Raw genomic sequence first — 24,105 nt, 5'->3', positions numbered from 1 at the left:
ACATGCGGCGTTTGGATTTATTTTGACGCATGCACACACTTTTGATTTTTCCGCGCATGTCCAAATCGATTCAAACATCGACAAAAACCCGGTCGCCGGATCATCGCGCTCGCAACGGCGCGATGGTTGACTGCATCGCCCCGCATTTGTTCCGATGCGGTTCGCCCTGTGCCGGAGCGCTTCGATGTCCTTCGCGATTGTTCAAAGCTTCACCGCGCGCGCCGTGAGCGCGGCGCTGGCCTGTGCTGTGTTCGCCTCGTCCGCATTCGCCGCCACGCCCGCCGCGGCGGTGCCGAAGCCGGCGGTGACCGCGCCCAGCGAAAGTCAGGCCGCGTTCGACGCGCGCATGCGCTGGTGGCGCGAGGCGCGCTTCGGCTTGTTCGTGCATTGGGGCCTGTACTCGGGCGCGGCCGGACGCTGGAACGGCCAGCCGATGCAGGGCACGGCGGAATGGATCGAGCGCACCGCGCACGTGCCCACCGCCGAATACGCCCGGCAGATGCTGCCGCTGTTCAAGCCCAAGCCCGGCTTCGCCCGGCAGTGGGCGCGGCTGGCCAAACAATCGGGCGCGAGATATCTCGTGTTCACCAGCAAGCATCACGAAGGCTTCGCCCTGCACGACAGCGCGGTCAGCGACTTCGACGCCAAGGACGCCACCGGCCGCGATCTGGTCCGCGAAATCGTCCAAGCGGCGCGCGCCGAAGGCCTGAAGGTGGGCCTGTATCACTCGGTGATCGACTGGCATCACCCGGCCTATCCGTATCGCGATTTCGCCCGCCTGGAACACCCGCTGCCGCATCCCCTGGAGAAGGCCGGCGACAAGGAAGATCCCGACTACGCCAAGCGCGCCGACTTGAAGGCCTATCAGGACTTCCTGCACGCACAGGTGCGCGAGTTGGTCGAACACTACGGCCCGATCGACGTGCTGTGGTGGGACTACTCCAATCCCGGCGCCGAAGGCGAAACCTGGCGCGCGAGCGAACTGATGGCGATGGTGCGCAAGGCGCAGCCGGGCATCGTCATGAACAATCGCCTGTATCGATCGCTCGGTTACGACGATCCGCAGGGCAGCCTGCAGTGGTTCGATCGCGCCCACGGCGATTTCACCACGCCCGAGCAGGCGATTCCCGCGCGCGGCGTGGCCGGCGTGGACTGGGAAGCGTGCATGACGATGAACGGCACCTGGGGCTACAGCGCGCTGGATACGAAGTGGAAATCCACGCGCGAGCTGGTGCGCGATCTGGCCGACACCGCCAGCAAGGGCGGCAATCTGTTGCTCAACATCGGGCCGATGGCCGACGGCACCGTGCCGCCGGCGAGCGTGCAGCGCCTGCGCGAGATCGGCGCGTGGCTCAAGCGCAACGGCGATTCGATCTACGCCACCCAGGCCAGCCCGCTCGATGCGGTGGACTGGGGCCGGATCACCGCCAAGGACGGGCGCTTGTACCTGCACGTGTTCGAGCGCCCGGCCGGCGGCGAGCTGCGGGTGCGCGCGGCCGGCGCGCAGCGCGCGCGATTGCTCGACGGCGGTCGCGAACTGAGCGTTCGCCGCGACGGCGCGGACGCGCTGATCGCATTGCCTGCGACGCTGCCCGATAGCATCGACACGGTGATCGAATTGGCTCCGGCCGAAACTTGAGGCTTTCGGAGCCACGACTCGTTCATGTATCTGATCGACGCTCACCCGCGCGGGTGCCGTAACGCGTACGGCTTGTGTCGCGTCGGGTCAGTTTGTCATGGTTCCGCCGGCTTCCATCACAATTCACACGCGACGAAGCGCAAGAAACAGTCTTTATTTTTCAAATTTTTAGCGCTTCCTTCATCACGCCGTCTTTACGTAATGCCCTCGTAAATAGCAAGGACGTCAGGGGGCGTCATTCATGAAAAACATCGAAGTTTTCAGCATTGCCACTGCTCGGATCTGCGCCGCGGCGTTCGAACAGCATCCCGTGGTAGCGCGCTTCAACGCCGAGGAATCGGCGCGTCACATGCCGGGTGTCGACCCGTCCAATCGCGAGGCCATGGCCGCGGCGGTGCTCGCCTGCGGCGCGACGTTCGAGTGGTTGATGGACGAGGGTTATCTGCGCAGCACCGCCTGCGTCAAGGAGTCGTTGAACGGCGTTCCGTTCGTGCACGTGGCGCTGCGTTATCGCCTGACCGAAAAAGGCCTGGCGATTCTCGGCGCTCACACCAGCACCGCCGACGAAAGCCGGACTATCGGCGAGCGTCTGATCGCCGCGGTCAAGCTCGGCGGCGCCGAACGCATCAAGGAATCGGTCAAGCTCATGCTCGGCACCGGTGCGAATACCAATACGCGTCCGGTTTTGCAGATGAGCTGAATCGAACACGCGGCACTGAACGCTTACCCGTAACACCGGTACAAACGACAACGCCCGCGATTCGCGGGCGTTGTCGTTGCTGCGCGAGGAAGATCGCTGCGTGCGTTTACGGCGTGGTGTAGCTCAGCAGCAGCTGCGGCGCGTTGGCGCCTTCGCGCGAGGACCAGTCCACGCCGTCGGTGACGCCGGAGGCCGGCACCAGGATCACGCCGTTGTTGGCGACCGCGCCGGACGCCCAGTCCTTGACCAGTTGCAGGCCGGCGGCGTTGAGGGTGATGTACTGCGCGCCGGTCGCGTTCGGCGTGACCGAGCCCAGCTTGGTGCCCAACGCGGCGCCGCTGTAGGTCGCGCTCGCTTCGGTCCAGGCAGTGGTGACCTGATACAGATCGTAGCCGCCGGCGGACCTGTCGCTCACCTGCAGCTTGACCTGCGCGCCGGTGAGGTTGAGGCCGCTGGCGCTGGAAACGTTCCAGCCCATCAGGCCGCGCAACACCTGGCCGCCGTCGCTGCCGTCGGCGAACAAGGTCGCGCTGTTGTTGCGGGAGCCGCCGGATTTGACCGTGACGTCGCGCACCGAGTTGAGCGTCAGCGACTGCGACGGGGTGCCGCCCTTGTTGCAGGTGCCGGTGAAGTGATCGGTGTAGCTGCTGCCGGCGCGCGGCACGAAATCGCCGGTATAACCGCTCGCGGTCAAGGTCAGCTTCAACACGCCGAAGGTGCTGGAGTTGCTGGCTTCCAACAGCGGATGGCTGCCGCTGATGCTGTAGAACGCGCGTCCGCCGGTGCCGACCAGCACTTGGCGGATGCCGTCGCTGGCCGCGGCCTGGCTCGGATTCATCTTGCCGTAGCGCTGGTAGTTGTGGTCGTGGCCGACCAGCACCAGATCGGCCTTGGCCGCGTACAGCGCGTCCCAGAACGGCTTGACCTGGGTGTAGCCGCTGTAGCTGCCGCGGCTGACCAGCGGATGGTGGAAGTAGGCCGCGGTGCAGGGCTTGGTGTTCGCCGCCAGATCGCTCTTGAGCCAATTGATCTGCGTGCTCGCGACGGTGCCGCCGCTCATGGTGTTGAGGGCGATGAAATGCCAGTCGCCCACGTCCCAGCTGTAATAGCCCTTGCTGCGATCGCCGGCCGGGCCGGTCTGGTTGCCGACGCCGTTGAAGTAGTCGAAGTAGCCGCTGGCGCCGGAGGTGCTGTAGTCGTGGTTGCCCGGCGTCGGGCTGGTCAGCGCCTTGAAGCGGCCCCAGGTCGGCGCGTAGCGGTTGTTGTACTCGCTCAGCGTGCCGCTGCTGTAGGCGTTGTCGCCGGCGGTGAACACCGCGGTCGGATTGATCGAGACGATCAGATCCGAAGTGCCCTGGCAGGCGTTGCCGCTGGTGTCGCAGATGTCGCCGGCGCCGGCCACGACCACGGTGGCCTTGTCCAGCGGCACCGCGCTGTATTCGTAGCGATCGAGCTGGAAGGCGCTGTCGGGCTGGCTGAAGTAGGGCTTGATGTCCACGCACTCGCCGCGCAGCGCGCGGGTGGTGAAGCTGCGCTGGTTCCAGTGCTGGCCTTCGAACACCAGCTTGTCGCCGCCGCTGCTGGTCAGCACCAGCGAGTCGTAACCCGACAGCTTGAGCTGCTTGAAGCCGACCCGCAGCCACTTGGCGCCGGTTTCGCAGACGCGGTCGGACACGGCCTGGGCCAGCGGCGTGGCGCGCAGCGCGGACGCGGCGGCGATCGGCTTGCTGCGGGTGTCGTCTTCGGACAGTTGCAAGGTGCGCTGGCCGGCCTGCGCGGGGGCGAGCACGGCGGCGCCGATCAACAACGTGGCGATAGCGCCATGGGCGGTCGCGCCCTTGAGCTTGAGGTTCACTGGCTGTCTCCGAAGACGGGGAGTGGCTGGGACGGAATCGCAACGTTGCGGCATGCGATGGCTGCGGAGTGTGGCCGGAAAACTGCTACACGATTGCGACGGATTTCGCGGCCGTTGCTCGCCTGGCTGAGGTTGCGGTCACAAGTTGGGCGCTTGGGCGGGTGGAATGGCGGGTTGTGGCGATCTGAGCGAAAAGCATCGGGGCTGAAGCTCCCTCCCACAACAGACTTCGCGGCATCGCGCGATCGTTCTGAAAAGTGTGCCTGCGCGGTGTGGCTATCGATGTCAGTGTCGATGAATAGTCACAGCGATGATGCCGACAGGCGAGCCGCCTATCGGTGCGACAGAGCAACGAGGTCTGTTGTGGGAGGGAGCTTCAGCCCCGATGCTTTCCGCTCAGATCGCGAAAACCCACCTCACTCATCGTGCACGGGCACACCCTCGCCCGCGATCTCCAACAACTCGATCTCGAAATCCAGCACCGAATTCGGCTCGATCTGCCCGGCCAAACCGCGATCGCCATAAGCCAGCCTGGCCGGAACCCAGAACCGATACTTCGCGCCCGGCGTCATCAACTGCACGCCCTCGGTCCAGCCGGGCATCACCTGCGCCAATACGAATTCGGCCGGATGATCGGTGTCGTAGGTGCTTTCGAACTTGCTGCCGTCGAGCAGCCGACCGAGGTAATTCACCCGCACCGTGTCGCTGGCCTTGGGATGCGCGCCCTTGCCTTCGCGCAGCACCCGATACTGCAGGCCCGAAGCCGTGGTCTTGACCCCGGCGGCCTGCGCGTTCTTCTTCAGGAACGCAGCGCCGGTTTCCAGATTGCGCGCGGCCAGCGCCTTGACCTGCGCATCGTGCGCGGCGCGCAGATGCTCGCTGAAGCCTTCGCGGATCTTCTTGCTCTGCGCCTGATCGAACAAGGACGCGCGGCCGGCCTGGGCGTCGCGGATCGCGCGCAGCACCAGTTCGGTGTCGAGTTCGCCGCGGATCGGCTCGATGCTGGCGGCGAAATCGCGGCCGACGATGTAGCTGATCCGCGCTTTCTCGCTGCTCACCTGCGCCGCGGTCAGCGCCGGCGCTACGGCCGCGTTTTCGGCGCTCTGGCTCGAATCCTTCGGAGCAGTGCAGGCGCTCAGCGCCAGCAACGCCGACAACGACAACGACAGCGCGAGCGAGGACAGGGACGGACGCGGCATACGAAAGCTCCAGGGAACGGCGTGCGGATTATCGGGATCAGTCCGTCACCGCGAACGTCAGCATCATGCCCATGTCCTCGTGTTCGAGGTTGTGGCAATGAAGCATGTAGCGCTGGGTGCCGGTGAAGGGTTGCGAGAAATCGATGGCCAGCCGCACGATCTCGCCGGGCCAGACCACCACGGTGTCGTTGAAGCCCATGTCCTGCGGATTCAGGCCGCCCGGCGCGACCTGGCGGCCGCGGATGTCGGGCGGGCTGATCGCGCGCGACAGCACGCGGAACTGGAAGCCGTGCAGATGGATCGGGTGCGGCATGCTGGTCATGCTGTTGCGGATTTCCCAGACCTCGCGGCTGCCGCGCTTGATCGAGAACGCCGGCTCGTGGCCGTTGATGTGGAAGTTCCAGTCGTTGATGAACCAGCGGCCTTGCTCGTCCATGCGCAGGCGCAGCGCGCGCAGCGGCCAGTCGCCGGTGTCGGGCAGCGGCGCGATCTTCGAGATCGCGCTCAGGTCCGGCAACCGCGCCGGCGGACGGTCGCGCGGCGCGCAATCGATCACGCGCAATTCCATCAGGTCCAGCGCATCGCCCATCGCCGCGGCGCCGGGATGGTCGCCCATCGGATCGGGCAGGAACGCGCCCGACTCGTCTTCGTTTTCCATCGCCACGTATTCCAGGCTGCGCAGCACGACCTTGTCGCCGGGCGCGAGGGCGCTGAAATCGACCAGCACGTCCACACGCTGGGCCGGCGCCAGGAATACGTCGTCGATCGGCCACGCGCGTTCGAGCAGACCGCCGTCGCAACCGATCAACTGCATCGGCAGCACTTTGTCGCCGGCCTGGAAGCACGGCCGCAACAGGCGCGCGTTGGCGACGTTGGCCAGGCGGAAGCGGTACCAGGCCGGGATCACCTCCAGATACGGCTCGGGCGTCCAGTTGACCAGCACGCGGTTGCCGATCCAGTCGTCGGCGCCATCCTTGTAGACGATGGCGTTGTCGGCGGCGACCTGTTTGTCGCTGATCATCAGCGGCAGATCGCGTTCGCCCCAGCGCATGCCCAGGCGCGCGCGCAGGGCGAGTTCTTCTTCGTCCTCGATCAACAGCAATCCGGCCAAGCCGCGCTGCAACTGCACGCCGGTGCGGCCGTGCGGATGAGCGTGATACCAGTACAGGCCGGCGCGGTTGTCGATGCGCAGGCGATAGCGGCGGCGCTGTCCGGCCGCCAGCGCATGCAGGCCGCTGCCGTCGTTGGCTTCATCGACCGACAGGCCGTGCCAGTGGATGGTGGTGGTTTCGCTGAGACGATTGTCCAGGCCGACGTCGATGACATCGCCGCGGCGCGCGCGCAGCAGCGGATTGATCGCCTCGCGTCCGCCGACCTTGCCGACGTAGGACCACAGCGTGGTCGCCGCGCCCGGGAACAGGCCCTGGGCGATGCTCTGCGCGCTCAGGTCGATGGCGTGGTTCAGATCGATCTGCGCCATCAGGCCTTCGCCGCCGGGCAGGCGCAGCGGCTGGACGAAGCGCGCCTGAGGCGGCAGCAATTGCAGATCCGGCGCCGAGGCCAGCGTGTGGCCGTGGCCGCCGGTCCAGCGCCACATCGCCACCGGGCCTGCCACGGTCGCCGCTCCGCCCACGGCGAGGCCGATGAGGAAACGGCGGCGTTGCGGATCGCTCATCGGTACGCGGTCCCCATGGTCTGGCGGGTTTCGGCTGGGCGGGTCGGACGGTTCGCGCATGGCCTGCGCGAGCGACCCGCCATCATCCACGTCGCAGGTTGCAGTTTCCGCCGGCGCGCTGCGCTTCTGTGACGCGGGTCAATGCCGGAGCCTGCCCGGCATTGGCTCAGAGCGAATCGTCGAGCTTGGCCTGCCAGACGCGGTCGCCCATTTCGTGTTCTTCCACGCCGGCGAAGAAGCTTTCGCCCAGGACCTCGTAATCGGGCTCGCTGTCGCCGCGCCAGTCCAGGAACTTGGGCCGGTGCACGGCGAAGCCCTGCGGGTGGGCGGCGTTGCGATAGGGGATGGCCAGGGTCATGGCGAGGTCGTTAACGTAATCGCGCACGGCCAGGATCAGCGCATCGGTGCGGCCCGACGGCAGGGTGATATAGCCGTCGTGGACCATCACCGCGTGGCGGGCCTCGTCGGGATTGAGCGCCAGCCGCGCGCGCGCCTCGCCGACGCCGGTCTCGGGTTCTTCCGTGGCGTAACGGGCCATGTGCCGCGCGCCTTCGGCGGTTTCGAAGGCATACATCGGAATCAGGGTTTCGCCATCGGCGACGCTCCACACGCCATGCGCGGCGAAGAAGCCGGCCAGTCGGATTGCTTGTTGCACTCGTATCCCCTCGACGCGATCGCGATCGTCCCCCCACCGGGCGGACCCGGCGTCGTCACTTTACACGGTGGGGGCGGGGGTTTGCTTCCTGAAAAAGCGGCTGATCTGTTCTTGCCTTGCCTTGCTTGGCCTCGCCTTGCCTTGCTTGGCTTTGCCTTGCTTAGCTTTGGCTGGGCGCCGCTAGTAACTCGCGAGACCGAAGGACACCCGGAGGGCGGCGCACATGGACGTGCGCCGGGTCCCACCTTGGGCAGGATGCCCAATGTGGGACCTGCCTGCGTCGGCATCGCACTCGTGGCTTTTGACTCGAAACAGCCAATGCGTTTTCTTTGGTTACTTTTGACCGAAGGAAATCCCGTGGGACTTTGTCGCTTTGGACAAAGAAAGTGACCCGCCGCTTTATGGCGGAAGCGTTTAGCGTTTGATCTTGCTTGAAGCTTCTAAGGCTTCTAAGGCCTCTAAGGAATCTGTAGTCCCTAATCGAAACAACCAGCCCTACGCACTCCCTCCTACCGTCATTCCCGCGAACGCGGGAATCCAGAGACTTCAAACGTTCTCGCACGAAAGGCCCTGGATTCCCGCCTTCGCGGGAATGACGAGCAAAAGAAGCCTCAAGCAAGAGCAAGGCAGGAGCAGGAGCAGGAGCAGGAGCAAGATCAAACGCCTAAAGCTTCCGCCATGGAGCGGCGGGTCACTTTCTTTGTCCAAAGCCACAAAGAAAGTAACCAAAGAAAAGGCTTTGGGCTGTTTCGAATCAAGAGCCACGAGTGCGTAGCCTGCGCGGGCAGGTCCCACATTGGGCATCCTGCCCAAGGTGGGACCCGGCGCACGTCCATGTGCGCCGCCCTCCGGGTGTCCCTGGTCTCGCGAGTTACTAGCGGCGCCCAGCAACGACAACAGCAAATCCGAAGCACACAGCAAAGCGAAACTGAGGCAAAGCAAGGTCTCGACAACAAAAACAAAGGCAACAGCAACAGCAACGAGCAATGGTTCGCTTAGGCAAGAGGTGGCGTCGCTGCGGGATTTGCAGAGACCGGAAGCTGCATTACTCGCTCCTGCCCCAACGCCCGCCGGCTCACCCACTTACGCAGCGCCACATAAAACACCGGCGTCAGAAACAAGCCGAACAAGGTCACCCCCAACATGCCGGCGAACACCGTCACCCCAGTCGCCGCACGCACCTCACTACCCGCACCCTGCCCGAACAACAGCGGCACAGTGCCGGCGATGAAGGCGATCGAAGTCATCACGATCGGCCGCAAACGCAAACGGCACGCCTCCAACGCCGCCTCGACGACGCCGCGTCCCTGCAGCTCCAACTCGCGCGCGAACTCGACGATCAGGATCGCGTTCTTGCACGCCAACCCCATCAGCACCACCAGCCCGACCTGCACGAACACATTATTGTCGCCGCCGCTCAACCACACCCCAGCCAGCGCCGACAGCAAGGTCACCGGCACGATCAGGATCACCGCTAACGGCAAGGTCCAGCTTTCGTACAACGCCGCCAGCACCAGGAACACCAGCAGCACCGCCAGCGGAAACACGATCAACGCCGCGCGGCTCTGGGTCGCCTGCTGATAACTCAGGTCGGTCCATTCGACCTGCATGCCGTTGGGCAAGGCCTTGCGCGCGAGTTCGGCCAAGGCGTCCATCGCCTGCGTGGACGACAGCAGGCGCGGATCGGCTTCGCCGACCAGGTCCGCGGCCGGGTAGCCGTTGTAGCGGATCACCGGGTCCGGGCCGTAGGTTTCGCCGAAACTCACCATCGATCCCAGCGGCACCATCTCGCCGCGGTCGTTGCGCACTCGCAGTTGCGCGATGTCCTCGACGCTGTCGCGATGCGCGCCGTCGGCCTGGGCGATGACCTGATAGGTGCGGCCGAAACGGTTGAAGTCGTTGACGTAGGCCGAGCCCAGATAAGTCTGCAAGGTATCGAACACCTCGCTCAGCGGTACGCCCTGCGCCTTGGCCTTGAGCCGATCGACGCGGGCATCGAGCTGCGGCACGTTGGCCTGATAGGTGCTGATCGGATAACCCAATCCCGGCACCTGCGCGATCGCCGCGTTGTAGTCGTTTAGCGCGCTCTGCAAGGCGCCGTAGCCTTGGCCGTCGCGATCCTGCACGTACAGCGCATAACCCGAACCGGTGCCCAGGCCGAGGATCGGCGGCGGCATGAACGAGAACGCCAGTCCCTCCTGCAACGCGGAGAATTTTTCGTTGAGCTCGGCGTTGATCGCCTCCGCGCTGCGTCCGCGCCGGACGAAGGGCTGCAGTTCGAAGAACAAGGTGCCGGTGTTGGGCGTGTTGGTGAACTGCAGGGGGTTCAGGCCCGGATACCCTTCCGAAGCGTGCACGCCCTCGGTCTTCATCGCGATCTCGCTCATGCGGCGGATCACCGCGTCGGTGCGCGACAAGGACGCGCCCTCCGGCAGCTTCACGCCGCCGATCAGGCACAGCTTGTCCTGGGTCGGAATAAACCCGCCCGGCACCGCCTGGAACATCACCCCGCTGCCGACCAACAGCGCCAGATACACCGCCAACACCGCGCCGCGACGGCCCAGCAGCCGCGCGATCGCGCCGTGGTAGCGCTGCGAGCCGGTCTTGAACCATCGGTTGAACGGACGGAACAGCCAGCCGAACAGGCGCTCGATCCAGCGCGACGGCGCATCCTTGGCCGCGCCGTGCGGCTTGAGCAGCTTGGCCGCGAGCGCGGGCGACAGGGTCAGCGAATTGATCGCCGAGATCACTGTCGATATGGCGATGGTCACCGCGAACTGCTTGTAGAACTGGCCGGTCACGCCCGACAGGAACGCCATCGGCACGAACACCGCGCACAGCACCAGGGCGATGGCGACGATCGGTCCGGACACTTCGCGCATCGCCTGGTGCGCCGCCTCCAGCGGCGTCAGGCCCTGCTCGATATTGCGCTCGACGTTTTCCACCACCACGATCGCATCGTCCACGACGATGCCGATCGCCAGCACGAGGCCGAACAGGCTCAGAGTGTTGATCGAAAATCCGAGCACGTACAAAGCGGCGAAGGTGCCTACCACCGACACCGGCACCGCGATCAGGGGGATGATCGACGCGCGCCAGGTCTGCAGGAACAAGATCACCACCAGCACCACCAGCAGCACCGCTTCGCCGAGCGTGGTCACCACCGCCTTGATCGAATCGCGCACGAATACGGTCGGGTCGTAGACGATGCGGTACTCCAGCCCGGGCGGAAAACGCTTGGCCAGTTGCGCCATGCGCTCGCGCACCGCGTCCGACAGCGCGATCGAATTGGCGCCGGGCGATTCGAAGATGCCGATGGCGACCGCATCGACGTTGTCGAGCTGCGCGCGCATGGTGTAGTCGCCGGCGTCGAGTTCGACGCGGGCCACGTCCGCCAGCCGCACGATCTGGCCGCCCTCGCCGCTCTTGATCACGATCTGCTCGAACTCGGCCTCGCTCTGCAACCGGCCCTGGCTGTTGATCGGGATCAGGAATTCGTTCGCGCCCGGCATCGGTTCGGCGCCGAGTTGCCCGGCCGAAACCTGCACGTTCTGTTCGCGGATCGCGCGCACCACGTCGCCGGCGCTGAGCCCGCGCGCGGCGATGCGGCCGGGATCGAGCCAGATGCGCATCGCGTAGTCGCCGCTGCCGAACATCTGCGTCTGGCCGACGCCGGGCAGCCGCGCCAGATCGTCCTTGAGCTTCAAGGTCGCGTAATTGCGCAGGTACAGCGAGTCGTACTTGCCCTGCGGCGAGACCAGATGCACCAGCATGGTCAACGTCGGCGATTGTTTCTGCGTGGTCACGCCCTGGCGGCGCACGTCCTCGGGCAATCGCGCCTGCGCCTGGCTGACGCGGTTCTGCACCTGCACCTGGGCTTGGTCGGGATCGGTGCCGGGCTTGAAGGTGACCGTGGTGACCAGCACGCCGTCGGTGCCGGCGACCGACTTCATGTACATCATGTCCTGCACGCCGTTGATCGCCTCCTCCAGCGGCGTGGCCACGGTCTGCGCGATCACCTTGGGGTTGGCGCCGGGATAGACCGCGCGCACCACCACCGTCGGCGGCACCACGTCGGGGTATTCGCTGACCGGCAGCATCGGCAGCGCGATCAGGCCGGCGGCGAAGATCAGGATCGACAGCACCGCGGCGAAGATCGGGCGGTCGATGAAGAAGCGGGAGAAGTCCATGGCGGGTCCGTGGGCGGCGCGAGGCCGCAAGAGGTCGCAACCGGCGTGGCGACGCCGATCGGTGGCAAGGTTCGGTTAGGTGCGGCGATGCGCGGTTTAGACGGAGGAAACGCGGATTTTCATAGGCCGGACACCTGAAGGTTGCGCGGCCGTGGCGCGCTTCCCGGTCGGGTCGCGCCACAAGCTACGATTGGTAAGTTACCAATAGTAAGATACAATTACCCTCGCGCTGTCAAGCGCTTCGTTCCCAAGAGACCGCCCCGCATGACCGAGACTTCCGCCCGCCGCCTGCCCAAGGCCGAGCGCCGCGAACAATTGCTGGAAACCGCGATGACGATCGTGCGCGAGCAAGGCACCGACGCATTGACCCTGGGCTACGTGGCCGAACGCGCGGGCGTCAGCAAGCCGATCGCCTACGAACACTTCGGCACCCGCTCGGGCCTGCTGATCGCGCTGTACAAACAGATCGACGAACGCCAGGCATCGCGGCTGGCGCAGGATTTCGAACGCACGCCCAAGCGCCTGAGCGACGTGGCCAAGCTGATGGGCGACAGCTACATGAGCTGCTTCCGCACCGCCGGCCCGGAATGCCACGCCATCTTCGCCGCGCTCAAGGGCGATGAGCAGATGGAGCGCGTGCAGCAGGAACTGGTGGCCGGTTACGTCGCGTCCTATCGCGATCTGCTCGCGCCGTATTCGAAGGTGGACGAACAAGAACTGCGCCGCCGCTGCATCGCCATCATCGGCGCCGGCGAAGCGCTGTCGCGCGAGATGAGCCATGGCCGGATCGAGGAAGCCGAGGCGGCGGCGACGCTGACGGCGTTGATCCAGGGATTGATGGCGCGCGGTTGAGCGCCGTGCCCGCGGTATTAACCGACCCTGGCAAGTCGCGCCCTCCGCATCGCAATGGGGTTGACCCGGCCGCGGGGCGCGAGGATCATGCGCCCCGCTAACCCCCTTCCCAGCCCACCAGAGGCCAACACCTTGGACAGTCGATCTAGACCTACGCTGCAGCGCACTCGCTGACGGATCGCCACAGGTCTGGGATGTCCCAGGTCGGCACCGTTCGCGAAGAACGGAGCCGCAATCGCCGAACCCCACTCGCCCGCCGGGGTTCGCGCGTCTCTACCCGCACTGCAGTTTCCATCTGAAGACACCTGCCAAGGTGGCCTTTGGCGTTTCCGTTCGTCCGGAGATCGCCGATGTCCACGAAGACCGCATTCGCCCTGATGACGGCGTGCTCGCTCGTGCCCGTGGGCGCGGCGCGCGCCGGCGCCAGCCTGTACGTCGATGACGCCGCCATCGTGCCGGCCGCGCAGTGCCAGCTCGAAAGCTGGCTGCGCGCGTCCGCGCCGGGTCGCGAGCTGACGCTGGTGCCGGCCTGCAATGTCGCCGGCACCGAGTTCGGCCTGGGCCTGAGCGATTACGCCCGGCCTGCTCAGGAACATGTCGCCGCGTTCGGTGCCAAGCGCGTGCTGCATGAGGCGCCGTCGCAACGCTGGGCGCTGGCCGCATCGCTGGGCGCGAACTGGAACCTGTCGCGCGGCGACTTCGACGGCTGGAATTTCAATCTGCCGTTGAGCGTGACCGGCGACGCTGCCGGCCGCACCCGCTGGCATTTCAATCTGGGCTGGAACGCGCCGCGTCAGGGACGCGATATGGCGAGCGCCGGCATCGGCCTGGAACACGCCTTGTCCAGCCGATGGACCGTGCTGGCGGAAATCTTCGCCGAGCGACGCGGCGCCCGCATCGCCCAACTCGGGTTGCGCCGCGGGTTCGGCGCCGATCACAGCGTCGATGTGCTGATCGGCGATCACAGCGACCACGGGCGAAGTCCGTGGCTGACCCTGGGTTTCAACTTCGCATTGCCGCGCTGAGCGCCGGCGCACCTCACTCATCGAGGTCGATCATGATCATCAAGCGTTTCGCTGTTGTGCGCGCCATCCACAGCGCGCCGATTCAACACTTTCTTCAATCGCCCGTTCAACCGGCGATTCAAGCGCCGCGCGTCGAAGCCATGGCGACGAACGTCGCCTCGCATCCGCGCGCGCGGACCCCTTCGGCCGACAACAACCGCAAGTTGATCGCACGCTGGCGACGAAACTCCGTCAGCGGCCGCCTCGAATGCCGCTGGCTCGGCTCGCCCGTCGCCAACGGCGACGACGAACCTCCGCCCGCCGCCCGCACACGCGCAGTTTTCGCTCGCGCCGCCGTCTGCGCAGGCCGCATCGGCGGCGCCGTTCCACTGAGCCGAATCGAGATTCGCCATGAAGTCCGCACTCCGTCCACGTTCGCAGTTCCCGCTCCTGGCCGCGCTCGCGCGCGCCCGGGTGTGGCCCAATGTCTATGACCTGATCGCGTTCGCGCTGTTGATCGCCGCCGCGGCCTTGCTCGCGCACGGCGCGGCCGCGGCGCGCGATCCGCTGGCGCTGCTGTCGCAGCATCCGGTCTCGCTCGATCCCTCGCACCTGCCCGAGTACGCGCTGCGCACCACCTTGCGCATGTTCGCGGCGATGCTGGCCTCGCTGTTGTTCACCTTCCTCATCGCCACCTGGGCGGCGAAGAGCCGGCGCGCGGAACGCATCATCGTGCCCGCGCTCGACATCCTGCAGTCGGTGCCGGTGCTCGGCTTCCTGAGCTTCACCGTGACCTTCTTCCTGGGCCTATTCCCCGGACGCCAGCTCGGCGCCGAATGCGTGGCGGTGTTCGCGATCTTCACCAGCCAGGCCTGGAACATGGCGTTCTCGTTCTATCAGTCGCTGCGCACGGTGCCGCGCGATCTCGACGAGGTCAGCCGCGGCTTCGGCCTGAGCGCATGGCAGCGCTTCTGGCGCCTGGAAGCGCCGTTCGCTGCGCCGGGGCTGGTGTGGAACATGATGATGTCGATGTCCGGCGGCTGGTTCTTCGTGGTCGCTTCCGAGGCGATCACCGTCGGCGACACCACGGTCGAGTTGCCCGGGATCGGTTCGTATCTCGCCACGGCGATCGCTCTCAAGAACTTCGCCGCGGTCGGCTGGGCGGTGGCGGCGATGGCGGTGTTGATCGCGCTCTACGATCAGTTGCTGTTCCGGCCGATCGTCGCCTGGGCGGACAAGTTCCGGGTCGAGACCACCGCCGGCCAGCAGCGGCCGCGTTCGTGGGTGTACGAGGTGGCGCGGCGCACGCGCCTGGTCAAGCGCGCGCTGCGGCCGCTGGCCTGGCTGTGGCAGCGCGCGATGCGGTTGCGCTGGCATCCACGCGCGGTTGCCGCCGCGCCGTCCGCCGCGCGCGCGACGAACTGGATCGATCGCCTGTGGCTGGCCGTGGTGCTGGCGATCGCCGTGTGGGGCGCGTGGTACGCCTTCGACTACGGCCGCCAGACCTTGAACGGCAGCGACGTCGCGCAAGCCTTCGGCGGGGCGCTGGCGACCCTGCTGCGGGTGGCGGTGCTGATCGCGATCGCGAGCCTGATCTGGGTGCCGGTCGGCGTGTGGATCGGATTGCGTCCGCGACTGGCCGCGCGCGTGCAGCCGCTGGCGCAATTCCTGGCCGCGTTTCCGGCCAATGTGCTGTTCCCGGTGGCAGTGATCGCGATCGTCTCCACTGGTGCAAATCCGGACATCTGGCTGTCGCCGCTGATGGTGCTGGGCACGCAGTGGTACATCCTGTTCAACGTGATCGCCGGCGCCAGCGCGTTTCCCACCGACCTGCGCGAAGCCTCCAGCGTCTACCGCCTGCGTTCGTGGACCTGGTGGCGGCGGGCGATCCTGCCGGGAATCTTCCCGTACTACGTCACCGGCGCGCTGACCGCGTCGGGCGGCTCGTGGAACGCGAGCATCGTTGCCGAACTGGTGCATTGGGGCGATCAGCGCGTGCAAGCGCACGGGCTGGGCGCCTACATCGCCCGCGCCACCGAGGCCGGCGACTTCCATCGGGTGATGCTCGGCGTGGCGGTGATGTCGTTGTTCGTGACGCTGTTCAATCGCGCCGTGTGGCGGCCCATGTACGTGTACGCCGAACGCCGGCTGCGCCTGGATTGAACACCCCCCTTCTTTTCGTTCAAAGCGAGCCGCGCGCTCGCGGATTTCATCGGAGTACCGCCATGAGCTTCTCCCACAACCTCAACTCCGCCGCGCTGGTCGAAGTGCGCGGCCTGCGCCAAAGCTACGACAAAGCGGGCGCGGCGCCGCTGCTGGTGCTCGACCGCGTCGACCTGACTTTGCGCGCCGGCGAGATCGTCGGCCTGCTCGGCCGTTCGGGCTCGGGCAAATCCACCTTGCTGCGCGCGATCGCCGGACTGATCCGGCCCAGCGAAGGCGAGGTCGCGTTCTGCGGCACGCCGGTGTCGCAGGCGCCGGCCGACATCGCCATGGTGTTCCAGAGCTTCGCCCTGTTTCCGTGGCTGACGGTGCTGCAGAACGTCGAACTCGGCCTGGAAGCGCGCGGCGTCGCGCCGGCGCTGTGCCGTCAGCGCGCGCTCGCGGCGATCGACCTGATCGGCCTGGACGGCTACGAAAGCGCGTATCCGAAGGAGCTGTCCGGCGGCATGCGCCAGCGTGTGGGCCTGGCGCGCGCGCTGGTGGTGCAGCCCAAGGTGCTGTTGATGGACGAGCCGTTCTCGGCGCTGGACGTGCTGACCGCGGAAACCCTGCGCACCGATCTGCTGGATCTGTGGAGCGAGGGCCGCATGCCGATCCAGGCGATGCTGATGGTCACGCACAACATCGAGGAAGCGGTGCTGATGTGCGACCGCATCGTGATCTTCGGTTCCAATCCGGGCCGGGTGATCGATGAGATCCGGGTCGATCTGGCGCAACCGCGCGACCGCCTGGATCCGGTGTTCCGCGCCTTGGTCGATGCGATCTATGCGCGCATGACCGGCTCGCCCTCGGCGGTGGCGCCGCGCGAAGGCGGCGGCGCGCGCGCCGGCCTGGCCGCGGCCTTGCCGCAGGTGTCCAGCAATCTGATCGCCGGCCTGATCGAAGCCGTCGCCGCCGCGCCCTATCGCGGCCGCGCCGACCTGCCGGCATTGGCCGCGCATCTGCAGATGGAGGTGGACGAACTGTTTCCGATCGCCGAAAGCCTCCAACTGCTGCGGCTGGCCGAACTCGACGACGGCGACCTGCACTTGAGCGAGGCCGGGCAGCGATTCGCGCAGGACGGCATCGACGCGCGCAAGCGGTTGTTCGCCCAGCAGCTGGCGGCGTACGTGCCGCTGGCCGCGCATATCCGCCGCGTGCTCGACGAACGCGCCAGCCATCGCGCTCCGGCCGGGCGCTTTCGCGACGAACTCGAAGACCACATGTCGGCCGACTACGCCGCCTCGACCCTGCGCGCGGTCACGGCGTGGGCACGCTATGCGGAGTATTTCGCTTATGACGAAGACGCCGACCGCTTCAGCCTGGACAACCCCAGCTGAGTCGCGGCGGCCGCCGCTTCGCCTTCATCGCCGCCGTACCGATCGCACCGAACGGAGTCGTCCATGCGTTTCATCCAGACCTTCCAGCTGTATCCGTTTCTCGACACCGTGGTGAGCCTGGCCGCGGCCTTCGTGCTCGGCACCTTGATCGGCGCCGAGCGTCAGTACCGCCAGCGCACCGCGGGATTGCGCACCAACGTGCTGGTCGCGGTCGGCGCGGCGGCGTTCGTCGATCTGGGCATGCGCCTGGCCGGCAGCGTCGAGGCGGTGCGGGTGATTTCCTATGTGGTGTCCGGCATCGGCTTTCTCGGAGCCGGCGTGATCATGAAGGAAGGCATGAACGTGCGCGGGCTCAACACCGCGGCGACGTTATGGTGCTCGGCCGCGGTCGGCGCCTGCACCGGCGCGGACATGATCGCCGAGGGCGCGCTGCTGACCGGGTTCGTGATCGCCGGCAACACCTTGCTGCGGCCGCTGGTCAATGCGATCAACCGCATTCCGATCGATGAGCAGACCTCGGAGGCGACCTATGAGGTGCGTCTGACGGTCGAACCCGAACTCGCGCCGGCCGCGCGCGAGGCCTTGGTCGAGCATCTGGAAGCGGCGAACTATCCGGTCGGCGATGTCGATCTGGACGAGCATGGCGAGACCTCGGTGGAGATCGTCGCGACCTTGATCAGCACCGCGGTCGATGCCGGCGAACTCGATGCCGTGGTGGCGCGATTGCGTCGCCTGCCGGGGGTGACGCATGCGGCTTGGGAGTCGAGTACGCGCGATTGAAGTGCGCGGCGATCGGAGCGGAGAGCGTCGGGGCTGAAGTCCCTCCCACAAAAGTATTCGCGGCCACGAAGCCTGTTGTGGGAGGGGCTTCAGCCCCGATGCTTTCCGCTCAGTTGTCCGGCGCTATCAAAGCGATCTGTTGATTGATTCTTCGGCATCGCGAATTCATTCACTCGCAATGTGAGATGACGGCGATCGGATCGAAGGGCATCGGGCCTGAAGGCCCTCCCACAAAAGACCTCGCGACATCGCCGGCGGTGATGCCGCTCGCTCAACGCGATTCCGCGCTTATACGCTCTGCGCCGCGCGCGCCAGCGGCAGTTCGGGTTCGCACGCTTACACGCTCTGCGCGGCTCGCCCCAACAACAGCTCGCGCTCGCGCGCGTTGCGCGTCAGCGCGGCGGCGCGCTCGAATTCGGCGCGCGCTTCTTCGCGCCGGCCGAGTTTGAACAGCAGGTCGCCGCGCACGGTCGGCAGCAGGTGGTAGTGCTTCATCGAAGGTTCGTCGAGCAAGGTGTCGACGAGGTCCAGGCCGGCCTGCGGGCCGAACGCCATCGACAGCGCCACGGCGCGATTGAGTTCGACCACCGGCGAGGGCGTGCGCAGGGCCAGTTGCTGATACAGCGCGGCGATGCGCGGCCAGGGAGTGTCCTGGGCGGTGACCGCGCGCGCGTGGCAGGCGGCGATCGCGGCCTGCAGCGCATACGGGCCGTTGGAACCGCTCAGCTTCACGGCGCGCTCGAGCGCGCTCAGGCCGCGCTGGATCTGGATGCGGTCCCAGCGCGAGCGGTCCTGGTCCAGCAGCAGGATCGGCTGGCCGTCCGGGGCGGTGCGCGCCTTCGCACGCGAGGCCTGGATTTCCATCAGCGCGACCAGGCCGTGCACCTCGGCCTGGTTCGGCATCAGCCCGGCCAGGATGCGGCCCAGGCGCAAGGCGTCCTCGCACAGACCCGGGCGCATCCAGTCGTCGCCGGCGGTGGCCGAGTAGCCTTCGTTGAAGATCAGGTAGATCACTTCCAGCACCGAGGACAGGCGCTGGGCCAGTTCCTCGCCGCGCGGCACTTCGAACGGCACCTGCGCGTCGGCGAGGGTGCGCTTGGCCCGGACGATGCGCTGGGCGATGGTCGGTTCGCTGGCCAGGAAGGCGCGCGCGATCTCGTCGGTCGTCAGGCCGCCGAGCAGGCGCAGGGTCAGCGCCAGCCGCGCTTCGGTGGACAACACCGGATGGCAGGAGATGAAGACCAGGCGCAGCAGATCGTCGCCGATGTCGTCGTCGAGCTTGTCGAAGAACGCCTCTTCGACTTCGTCCAGGCTGGACTCGATCTCGTAGCCGATTTCCTCGTGCTTGCGGTCGAGCAGCTTCTTGCGCCGCAACCGGTCGATGGCGCGGTTCTTGGCGGTCTGCATCAGCCACGCGCCCGGGTTGTCGGGCACGCCGGTCTCGGGCCATTTCTCCAGGGCCACCACCAGCGCGTCCTGGGCGAGTTCTTCCGCCAGGCCGACGTCGCGCACCATCCGCGTCAGGCCGGCGATGAGTTTGGCCGATTCGATGCGCCATACGGCGTCGATGGCGCGGTGGGTGTCGGTGGCCGTCATGGCGACGGATGACACCACCTCGCGCGCCGGGTCGCAAGGGTCGTGAGCCGTAAGGCGTGTTTATGTTTACGAAAACCGCGCCGACGGCGACCCGCGCGGCGCCCGCGACGGCGGGCGCGACGGCGCGAGACCGCGCGCGCCGCGCCGTCGCCGCGGCAGCGGGTTCAGGCGGCCTGATCGGTCTCGACGCAGCCGACGTGCTCGACGCAGTTGATCATCCACGGCACGCCGAAGCGGTCGGTGACGATGCCGTAGGCCTTGGCCCAGAAGGTTTCCTGCAGCGGCATCTGCACGTTGCCGCCGTCGGCGAAGGCTTCGAACACGCGGCGCGCGATATCGGCATCGCCCAGGGTCAGGGCGACATGGGCGCCGTTGACGCCCTGGTACGGATACTGCGACGTGGCGTCGGTGCCCATCAGGAAGAAGCCGTCGAGCTCGTAGCAGCCGTGCATGATCTTTTCGCGCTCTTCCGCGCTCAGCGATTCGCAGCCGGGGTTGTCGCCGAACGGCATCAGCGCGTGGATCTTGCCGCCCAGGGTCTTGAGGTAGAACTCGAAGGCCTGGCGGCAGTCGCCGTTGAAGGAGAGATAGGTATTGAGTTGCATGGTGGCGGTGTCCTGTTGAATGGGTGGCGGGGAAACGCCGGTTCGTCGGCGGTCGCAGCGGCGCACAGACGGGGGAGGAAAGCGCGGCTGCTGTCCTGACGACGAACCGGAACGGCACGGATCGACAAGGCGCGGCGAATAGTTCCGCGCGCCGTATTCAGGCCGGGCGGCCGGCGACCTGTTCGCGCAGACTGGCTTCGGCCGCGCGCAGCTCCGGAGTGAGTTCCTCGCCGAAATCGGCCGGATCGAACAGCTGGCGCACTTCGATCTGCCCCTGCCCGCCCTGCAGGTTCGGCACGCGCTTGACCCACTCCAGCGCTTCTTCGAGCGAACGCGCCTGGATCAGCCAGAACCCGGCGATCAGTTCCTTGGCCTCGGCGAAGGGCCCGTCCACCACCCGGCGGGCACGGCCGTCGAAATACACCCGCGCGCCGCGCGAGCTGGGATGCAGGCCTTCGCCGGCCAGCAGGACTCCGGCCTTGACCAGTTCTTCGTTATAGGCGCCCATGGCGGTGAGCAATTCCGTGTCGGGCATCACCCCGGCTTCGGTGTCGGCGGTGGCTTTGACTATCAGCATGAATTTCATGGTCGTGGTCCTCGGGCTGGCGGCCACCGCGGCGTCCCGGCGGGACGCGGCGCGGCGGCTTATCAGGACGACGAACGGATCGGCGCCGAATCGACACGGCCGACGCAAGGTCCGCGAACGCAGGGTTCACGATCGCGATCCGAAGGCCGCGGCCGCCGCCGCGTCGGGGCCGGCATCGCCCGCGACCTGGGGCAAAAGCTGCGAACGGGCGTGACCAGCCGTGCGCTACGGATATCAGAACGGGGAATCGGGTCATGCGCGGGCCACAAGTCCAGGCCGCGCACGATTCCCGATTCCCGATTCCCCATTCCCGGCCTTAGTTCGCGCAAACGCAACGGCCCGCCACGCTTGCGCGAGGCGGGCCGTCGGAGCGCCGCGAGCTGTCGCCAGCGCGATTTCGCCCAAGATCAGAACGTGTACTTGACCCCGACGGTGAAGTAACGGCCGATCGCGCCGGAGGAGTGCATGGGGTTGTAGTTGATGGCGCCGTAAGTGAACGCATCCAGCGGAGCGATCCGGTCGGCCAGGTTCTGGATCGAGCCGAACACCTCGATACCGTCCACCGCCTTCCAGCGACCGGACAGATCGAAGGTGGTGAACGACGGCAGGCGGCAGCCGACCGGGGCGTCGCAGGTTTCGCTGTCGTCGAAAACGTTGCGGATACCGGCGACGTAGTTGGCCACGCCGCTCAGGCTCATGCGGCCGTATTCCCAGGTCGCGCCGAGGTTGATGCGGTTCTTCGGCGTGCCGATGCAGTTGGTCGCATCGCAATTGCCGTGGGTACCGACGAACTCGATTGTGTGGCCGTCGGATTCTTCGCGCTCGAATTTGCTCACATGGCTCCACTGCAGATCCAGGCCCAGCTTGCCGTACTCGCCCAGCTCGAAGCTTTGGCGTACGTCCAGATCGACGCCCTGCACGGTGGTCTGGTTGGAGTTGACGTAGGCCGCCTGCGCCGCCAGCAAGGTGCCGGTGCCAGCCACGCCGCCGAGCAGATCGTCGCCGCGCACCACGCGGCCGGCGGCGATCGCCGCGGCGGTGGTTTCCTGGTTGATCTCGTCGCTGCGCACGATCTTCCAGCCGTCCAGGGTGATGGTGGTGGTGGGCGTCGGCTCGAACACCAGCCCCACGGTGTAGCTCTTGGATTGTTCCGGCTTGAGCGCGGGATTGGGGCTGGTAATCACCGCCACCGGCGCGGCGCAATCGCTGGGATTGGCGCCCGGCGCCGGCGTGCCGCCGGGGCAACGCACCGGATCGCGAGCAGTGGTGAACGCGGCCAGACCGCCCTTGCCGGACTCGGCCGGGTTCGGCGCGCGGAAGCCTTCCGCGTAGGTGCCGCGCAGCGACAGCTGCTCAAGCGGCGACCACTTGATGCCGACCTTCGGCGTGGTCGCGCTGTCGCCGTCCTTGTAGCTGTCGTACCGCACCGCGCCGGACAGCTCCAGGCTTTCCAGCACCGGCGCCACGGCTTCGACGTACGCCGCGGCGACTTCCTGCTTGCCCGCGTACGACGAATAGCCCAGGCCGATGATCTGGCCCTGGTCGGTGTAGGACTGCGGAGTCAACTCGACGGTCTGACGGCGGTACTCGGCGCCCAACGCGACGCCGAACGCGCCGCCGGGCAGATCGAACAGGCTGCGCGAACCCTTGATGTCGAACAAGTCGAGCTTGGTTTCCGCATCCGCGTGGATCTGCGGAGAGATGTAGTCGTACAAGGCCTGACTGTTCTTGCCCGCCTGCGCGCCCAAACGCCAGTAGCCGCCGGGATTGGTGCCCTGGGTCAGCGCTTCGCGCACGCGGTCGTAGTGCAGGAAGCCATCGCGCTCGTTGCGCAGCGAGGTCTGCGAATGCAGGTACGCCACGTCCACGTCCCAGCCGCCCAGCGTGCCCTTGATGCCGGCAAGAAAACGGCTGAAACGGTTTTCGTTGCGGGTCACGCGCGGGCCGACGTCCCACGCCGAATAGCGCAGGTTCGGGCGCTGACCCGGGAACGGATTGTCGGGATGATCCGGTCCGAGCACGACCGCACCCGGACCGCTGCTGGCGTTGACCGGACCGCCCGGATAGCCCCAGGCCCCGGACACGCCCGAGGGCGTGTCGATGAAGGTGGTGTTCTTCTTCGAGTAACCGGCCTCGACATAGGCCTCGAAGTTGTCCGACAGCATGAAGGTGCCGCGGCCGAACAGGGTCACGTACTTCTCTTCCGGCGTCAGGCTGCGGAACCTGCCCGCTTCCCACACACAGCCGTTGTTCGGATCGGGCGCGAGCGGCGAGAACTTCGCGCAATCGGCGGCGCCGCCCAGCGGCTGGTAGACCCCGCCCGGCCCGCGTACGTTGCCGAGCGGAGACGAACTCGCCGACGCGCCGCCCGGGGCGATGTAGCCGGCCAGGAACTGGCTGGTGATGTCGTAACCCCAGCGACGGATGTCGCCCGTGCCGATCCACTTGCGATCGGCGCGGTCGGCGACCTGGATTTCGTCGGTCTGGCTGCCCTCGACGTTGAAGAACACGTTGTAGCCGTCGTCGGCGAGCTTGCCGAAGCCGTGCGTGATCGACGCCTTGGCCTGCTGGCCGTCGCCTTCGCCGGAGACGCCGTAGGACATGCGCACGGTGCTGCCGGTGTATTCCTTGCGCAGGATGATGTTGACCACGCCGGCGATGGCGTCCGAGCCGTAGATCGCCGAGGCGCCGTCCTTGAGCACTTCCACGCGCTCCACCGCGTCCATCGGAATCGTGCTCAGATCGGTGAACACTTTCTGGCCGTCGTCGGCCAGACCGAACGGCGCCATGCGACGGCCGTTCAACAGCACCAGGGTCGAGCCCGCGCCCAGGCCGCGCAGCGAAATCGCCGCGCCGCCGCCGGCGAAGCCGTTGCCGAAGCTCTTGGGGATGGAGCCGGCGCCGTCGGAGGTGAGCGTCTGCAGGTATTCGGCGATGCTCGCCTTGCCGGTGCGATCGATCTCCGCGCGCGTCACCACCTGCACCGGCGATGCGGTTTCCATGTCGCCGCGGCTGATGTTGGAACCGGTGACTTCGATCCGGTCCAGCGTCGTCGCGTTGTCCTGCGGCTTAGTCTGCGGTGGCTCCTGAGCCACCGCCATCGCCGGCAGGGCGATCAGACCGGCGGCGATGAGTGCGCGCCGGATGGCGTGGCTGAGCGTTGCGTACTGCATGATCGACTCCATGAGATTGAATTCAACGAACGGACGACAGAGGTTTGGACGAGG

18 protein-coding genes are annotated in these 24,105 nt (G+C 66.7%); 9 read left to right on the top strand and 9 right to left on the bottom strand.

Features of this window, described 5'->3' with window-relative positions:
- The first annotated feature begins 184 nt into the window (after positions 1–184).
- Positions 185–1,639 (top strand): alpha-L-fucosidase, encoded by a 1,455-nt coding sequence (locus LG3211_RS01165; protein ID WP_187313112.1) that lies wholly within the window; start codon positions 185–187, stop codon positions 1,637–1,639.
- 241 nt (positions 1,640–1,880) lie between these two features.
- Positions 1,881–2,339: a hypothetical protein gene (locus tag LG3211_RS01160; protein WP_057941240.1), complete on the top strand. Its 459-nt coding sequence runs from the start codon at positions 1,881–1,883 to the stop codon at positions 2,337–2,339.
- 106 nt (positions 2,340–2,445) lie between these two features.
- Here the strand turns inward: LG3211_RS01160 and LG3211_RS01155 are convergent, their stop codons facing one another.
- From LG3211_RS01155 to LG3211_RS01135, 5 genes are all read right to left on the bottom strand, one after another.
- Positions 2,446–4,194: a DNRLRE domain-containing protein gene (locus LG3211_RS01155; RefSeq protein WP_057941239.1), complete on the bottom strand. Its 1,749-nt coding sequence runs from the start codon at positions 4,192–4,194 to the stop codon at positions 2,446–2,448.
- A gap of 416 nt (positions 4,195–4,610) precedes the next feature.
- Positions 4,611–5,393 (bottom strand): FKBP-type peptidyl-prolyl cis-trans isomerase, encoded by a 783-nt coding sequence (locus LG3211_RS01150; protein WP_057941238.1) that lies wholly within the window; start codon positions 5,391–5,393, stop codon positions 4,611–4,613.
- Positions 5,394–5,430: 37 nt separating this feature from the next.
- On the bottom strand, positions 5,431–7,068 hold the full coding sequence (locus LG3211_RS01145; protein ID WP_057941237.1) for a multicopper oxidase family protein: 1,638 nt from the start codon (positions 7,066–7,068) through the stop codon (positions 5,431–5,433).
- A gap of 166 nt (positions 7,069–7,234) precedes the next feature.
- Positions 7,235–7,723 carry a hypothetical protein gene (locus tag LG3211_RS01140; RefSeq protein WP_057941236.1) on the bottom strand — a complete coding sequence of 163 codons (489 nt, stop codon included), beginning with the start codon at positions 7,721–7,723 and terminating at the stop codon, positions 7,235–7,237.
- 995 nt (positions 7,724–8,718) lie between these two features.
- Positions 8,719–11,913, bottom strand: coding sequence for an efflux RND transporter permease subunit (locus LG3211_RS01135; RefSeq protein ID WP_057941235.1), 3,195 nt, complete (start codon positions 11,911–11,913; stop codon positions 8,719–8,721).
- A 264-nt stretch (positions 11,914–12,177) separates the two neighbouring features.
- On the opposite strand from LG3211_RS01135, the gene LG3211_RS01130 reads away from it, so the two are divergent.
- The 6 genes from LG3211_RS01130 to LG3211_RS01110 all read left to right on the top strand — a co-directional run bounded on the left by LG3211_RS01130 (position 12,178) and on the right by LG3211_RS01110 (position 18,091).
- Positions 12,178–12,765 (top strand): TetR/AcrR family transcriptional regulator, encoded by a 588-nt coding sequence (locus LG3211_RS01130; RefSeq protein WP_057941234.1) that lies wholly within the window; start codon positions 12,178–12,180, stop codon positions 12,763–12,765.
- 350 nt (positions 12,766–13,115) lie between these two features.
- A complete protein-coding gene (locus LG3211_RS01125) occupies positions 13,116–13,790 on the top strand; it encodes a hypothetical protein (RefSeq protein WP_057941233.1) in 675 nt (224 codons plus the stop codon).
- Positions 13,791–13,822: 32 nt separating this feature from the next.
- Positions 13,823–14,263, top strand: a complete 441-nt coding sequence (locus LG3211_RS26200) for a hypothetical protein (protein WP_187313111.1) — start codon at positions 13,823–13,825, stop codon at positions 14,261–14,263.
- Positions 14,181–15,932: an ABC transporter permease gene (locus LG3211_RS01120; protein WP_057941232.1), complete on the top strand. Its 1,752-nt coding sequence runs from the start codon at positions 14,181–14,183 to the stop codon at positions 15,930–15,932. Before LG3211_RS26200 ends, LG3211_RS01120 begins: the two co-directional genes overlap by 83 nt.
- A 62-nt stretch (positions 15,933–15,994) precedes the next feature.
- Positions 15,995–17,311, top strand: a complete 1,317-nt coding sequence (locus tag LG3211_RS01115) for an ABC transporter ATP-binding protein (RefSeq protein WP_057941231.1) — start codon at positions 15,995–15,997, stop codon at positions 17,309–17,311.
- Positions 17,312–17,374: 63 nt separating this feature from the next.
- A complete protein-coding gene (locus tag LG3211_RS01110) occupies positions 17,375–18,091 on the top strand; it encodes an MgtC/SapB family protein (RefSeq protein WP_057941230.1) in 717 nt (238 codons plus the stop codon).
- Between the two features lie 336 nt (positions 18,092–18,427).
- Here LG3211_RS01110 and LG3211_RS01105 read toward each other — a convergent pair whose 3' ends face one another.
- From LG3211_RS01105 to LG3211_RS01095, 3 genes are all read right to left on the bottom strand, one after another.
- Positions 18,428–19,687, bottom strand: coding sequence for an RNA polymerase sigma factor (locus LG3211_RS01105; protein WP_057941229.1), 1,260 nt, complete (start codon positions 19,685–19,687; stop codon positions 18,428–18,430).
- Between the two features lie 164 nt (positions 19,688–19,851).
- A complete protein-coding gene (locus LG3211_RS01100; RefSeq protein ID WP_057941228.1) occupies positions 19,852–20,292 on the bottom strand; it encodes a VOC family protein in 441 nt (146 codons plus the stop codon).
- A 157-nt stretch (positions 20,293–20,449) separates the two neighbouring features.
- Positions 20,450–20,878: a YciI family protein gene (locus LG3211_RS01095; RefSeq protein WP_057945181.1), complete on the bottom strand. Its 429-nt coding sequence runs from the start codon at positions 20,876–20,878 to the stop codon at positions 20,450–20,452.
- On the opposite strand from LG3211_RS01095, the gene LG3211_RS25300 reads away from it, so the two are divergent.
- The gene (locus LG3211_RS25300; protein ID WP_148648689.1) at positions 20,868–21,092 is read left to right on the top strand and encodes a hypothetical protein; all 225 of its coding nucleotides are present in this window, start codon (positions 20,868–20,870) and stop codon (positions 21,090–21,092) included. The two genes, LG3211_RS01095 and LG3211_RS25300, sit on opposite strands and share 11 nt — an antisense overlap.
- Before the next feature lie 193 nt (positions 21,093–21,285).
- Here LG3211_RS25300 and LG3211_RS01090 read toward each other — a convergent pair whose 3' ends face one another.
- Complete coding sequence (locus LG3211_RS01090) at positions 21,286–24,051, bottom strand: TonB-dependent receptor (RefSeq protein ID WP_237049809.1); 2,766 nt, start codon at positions 24,049–24,051, stop codon at positions 21,286–21,288.
- Positions 24,052–24,105: the final 54 nt, after the last annotated feature.

Source organism: Lysobacter gummosus, assembly GCF_001442805.1.
GTDB lineage: Bacteria > Pseudomonadota > Gammaproteobacteria > Xanthomonadales > Xanthomonadaceae > Lysobacter > Lysobacter gummosus.
This window is presented reverse-complemented; position numbering and strand designations above follow the sequence as displayed.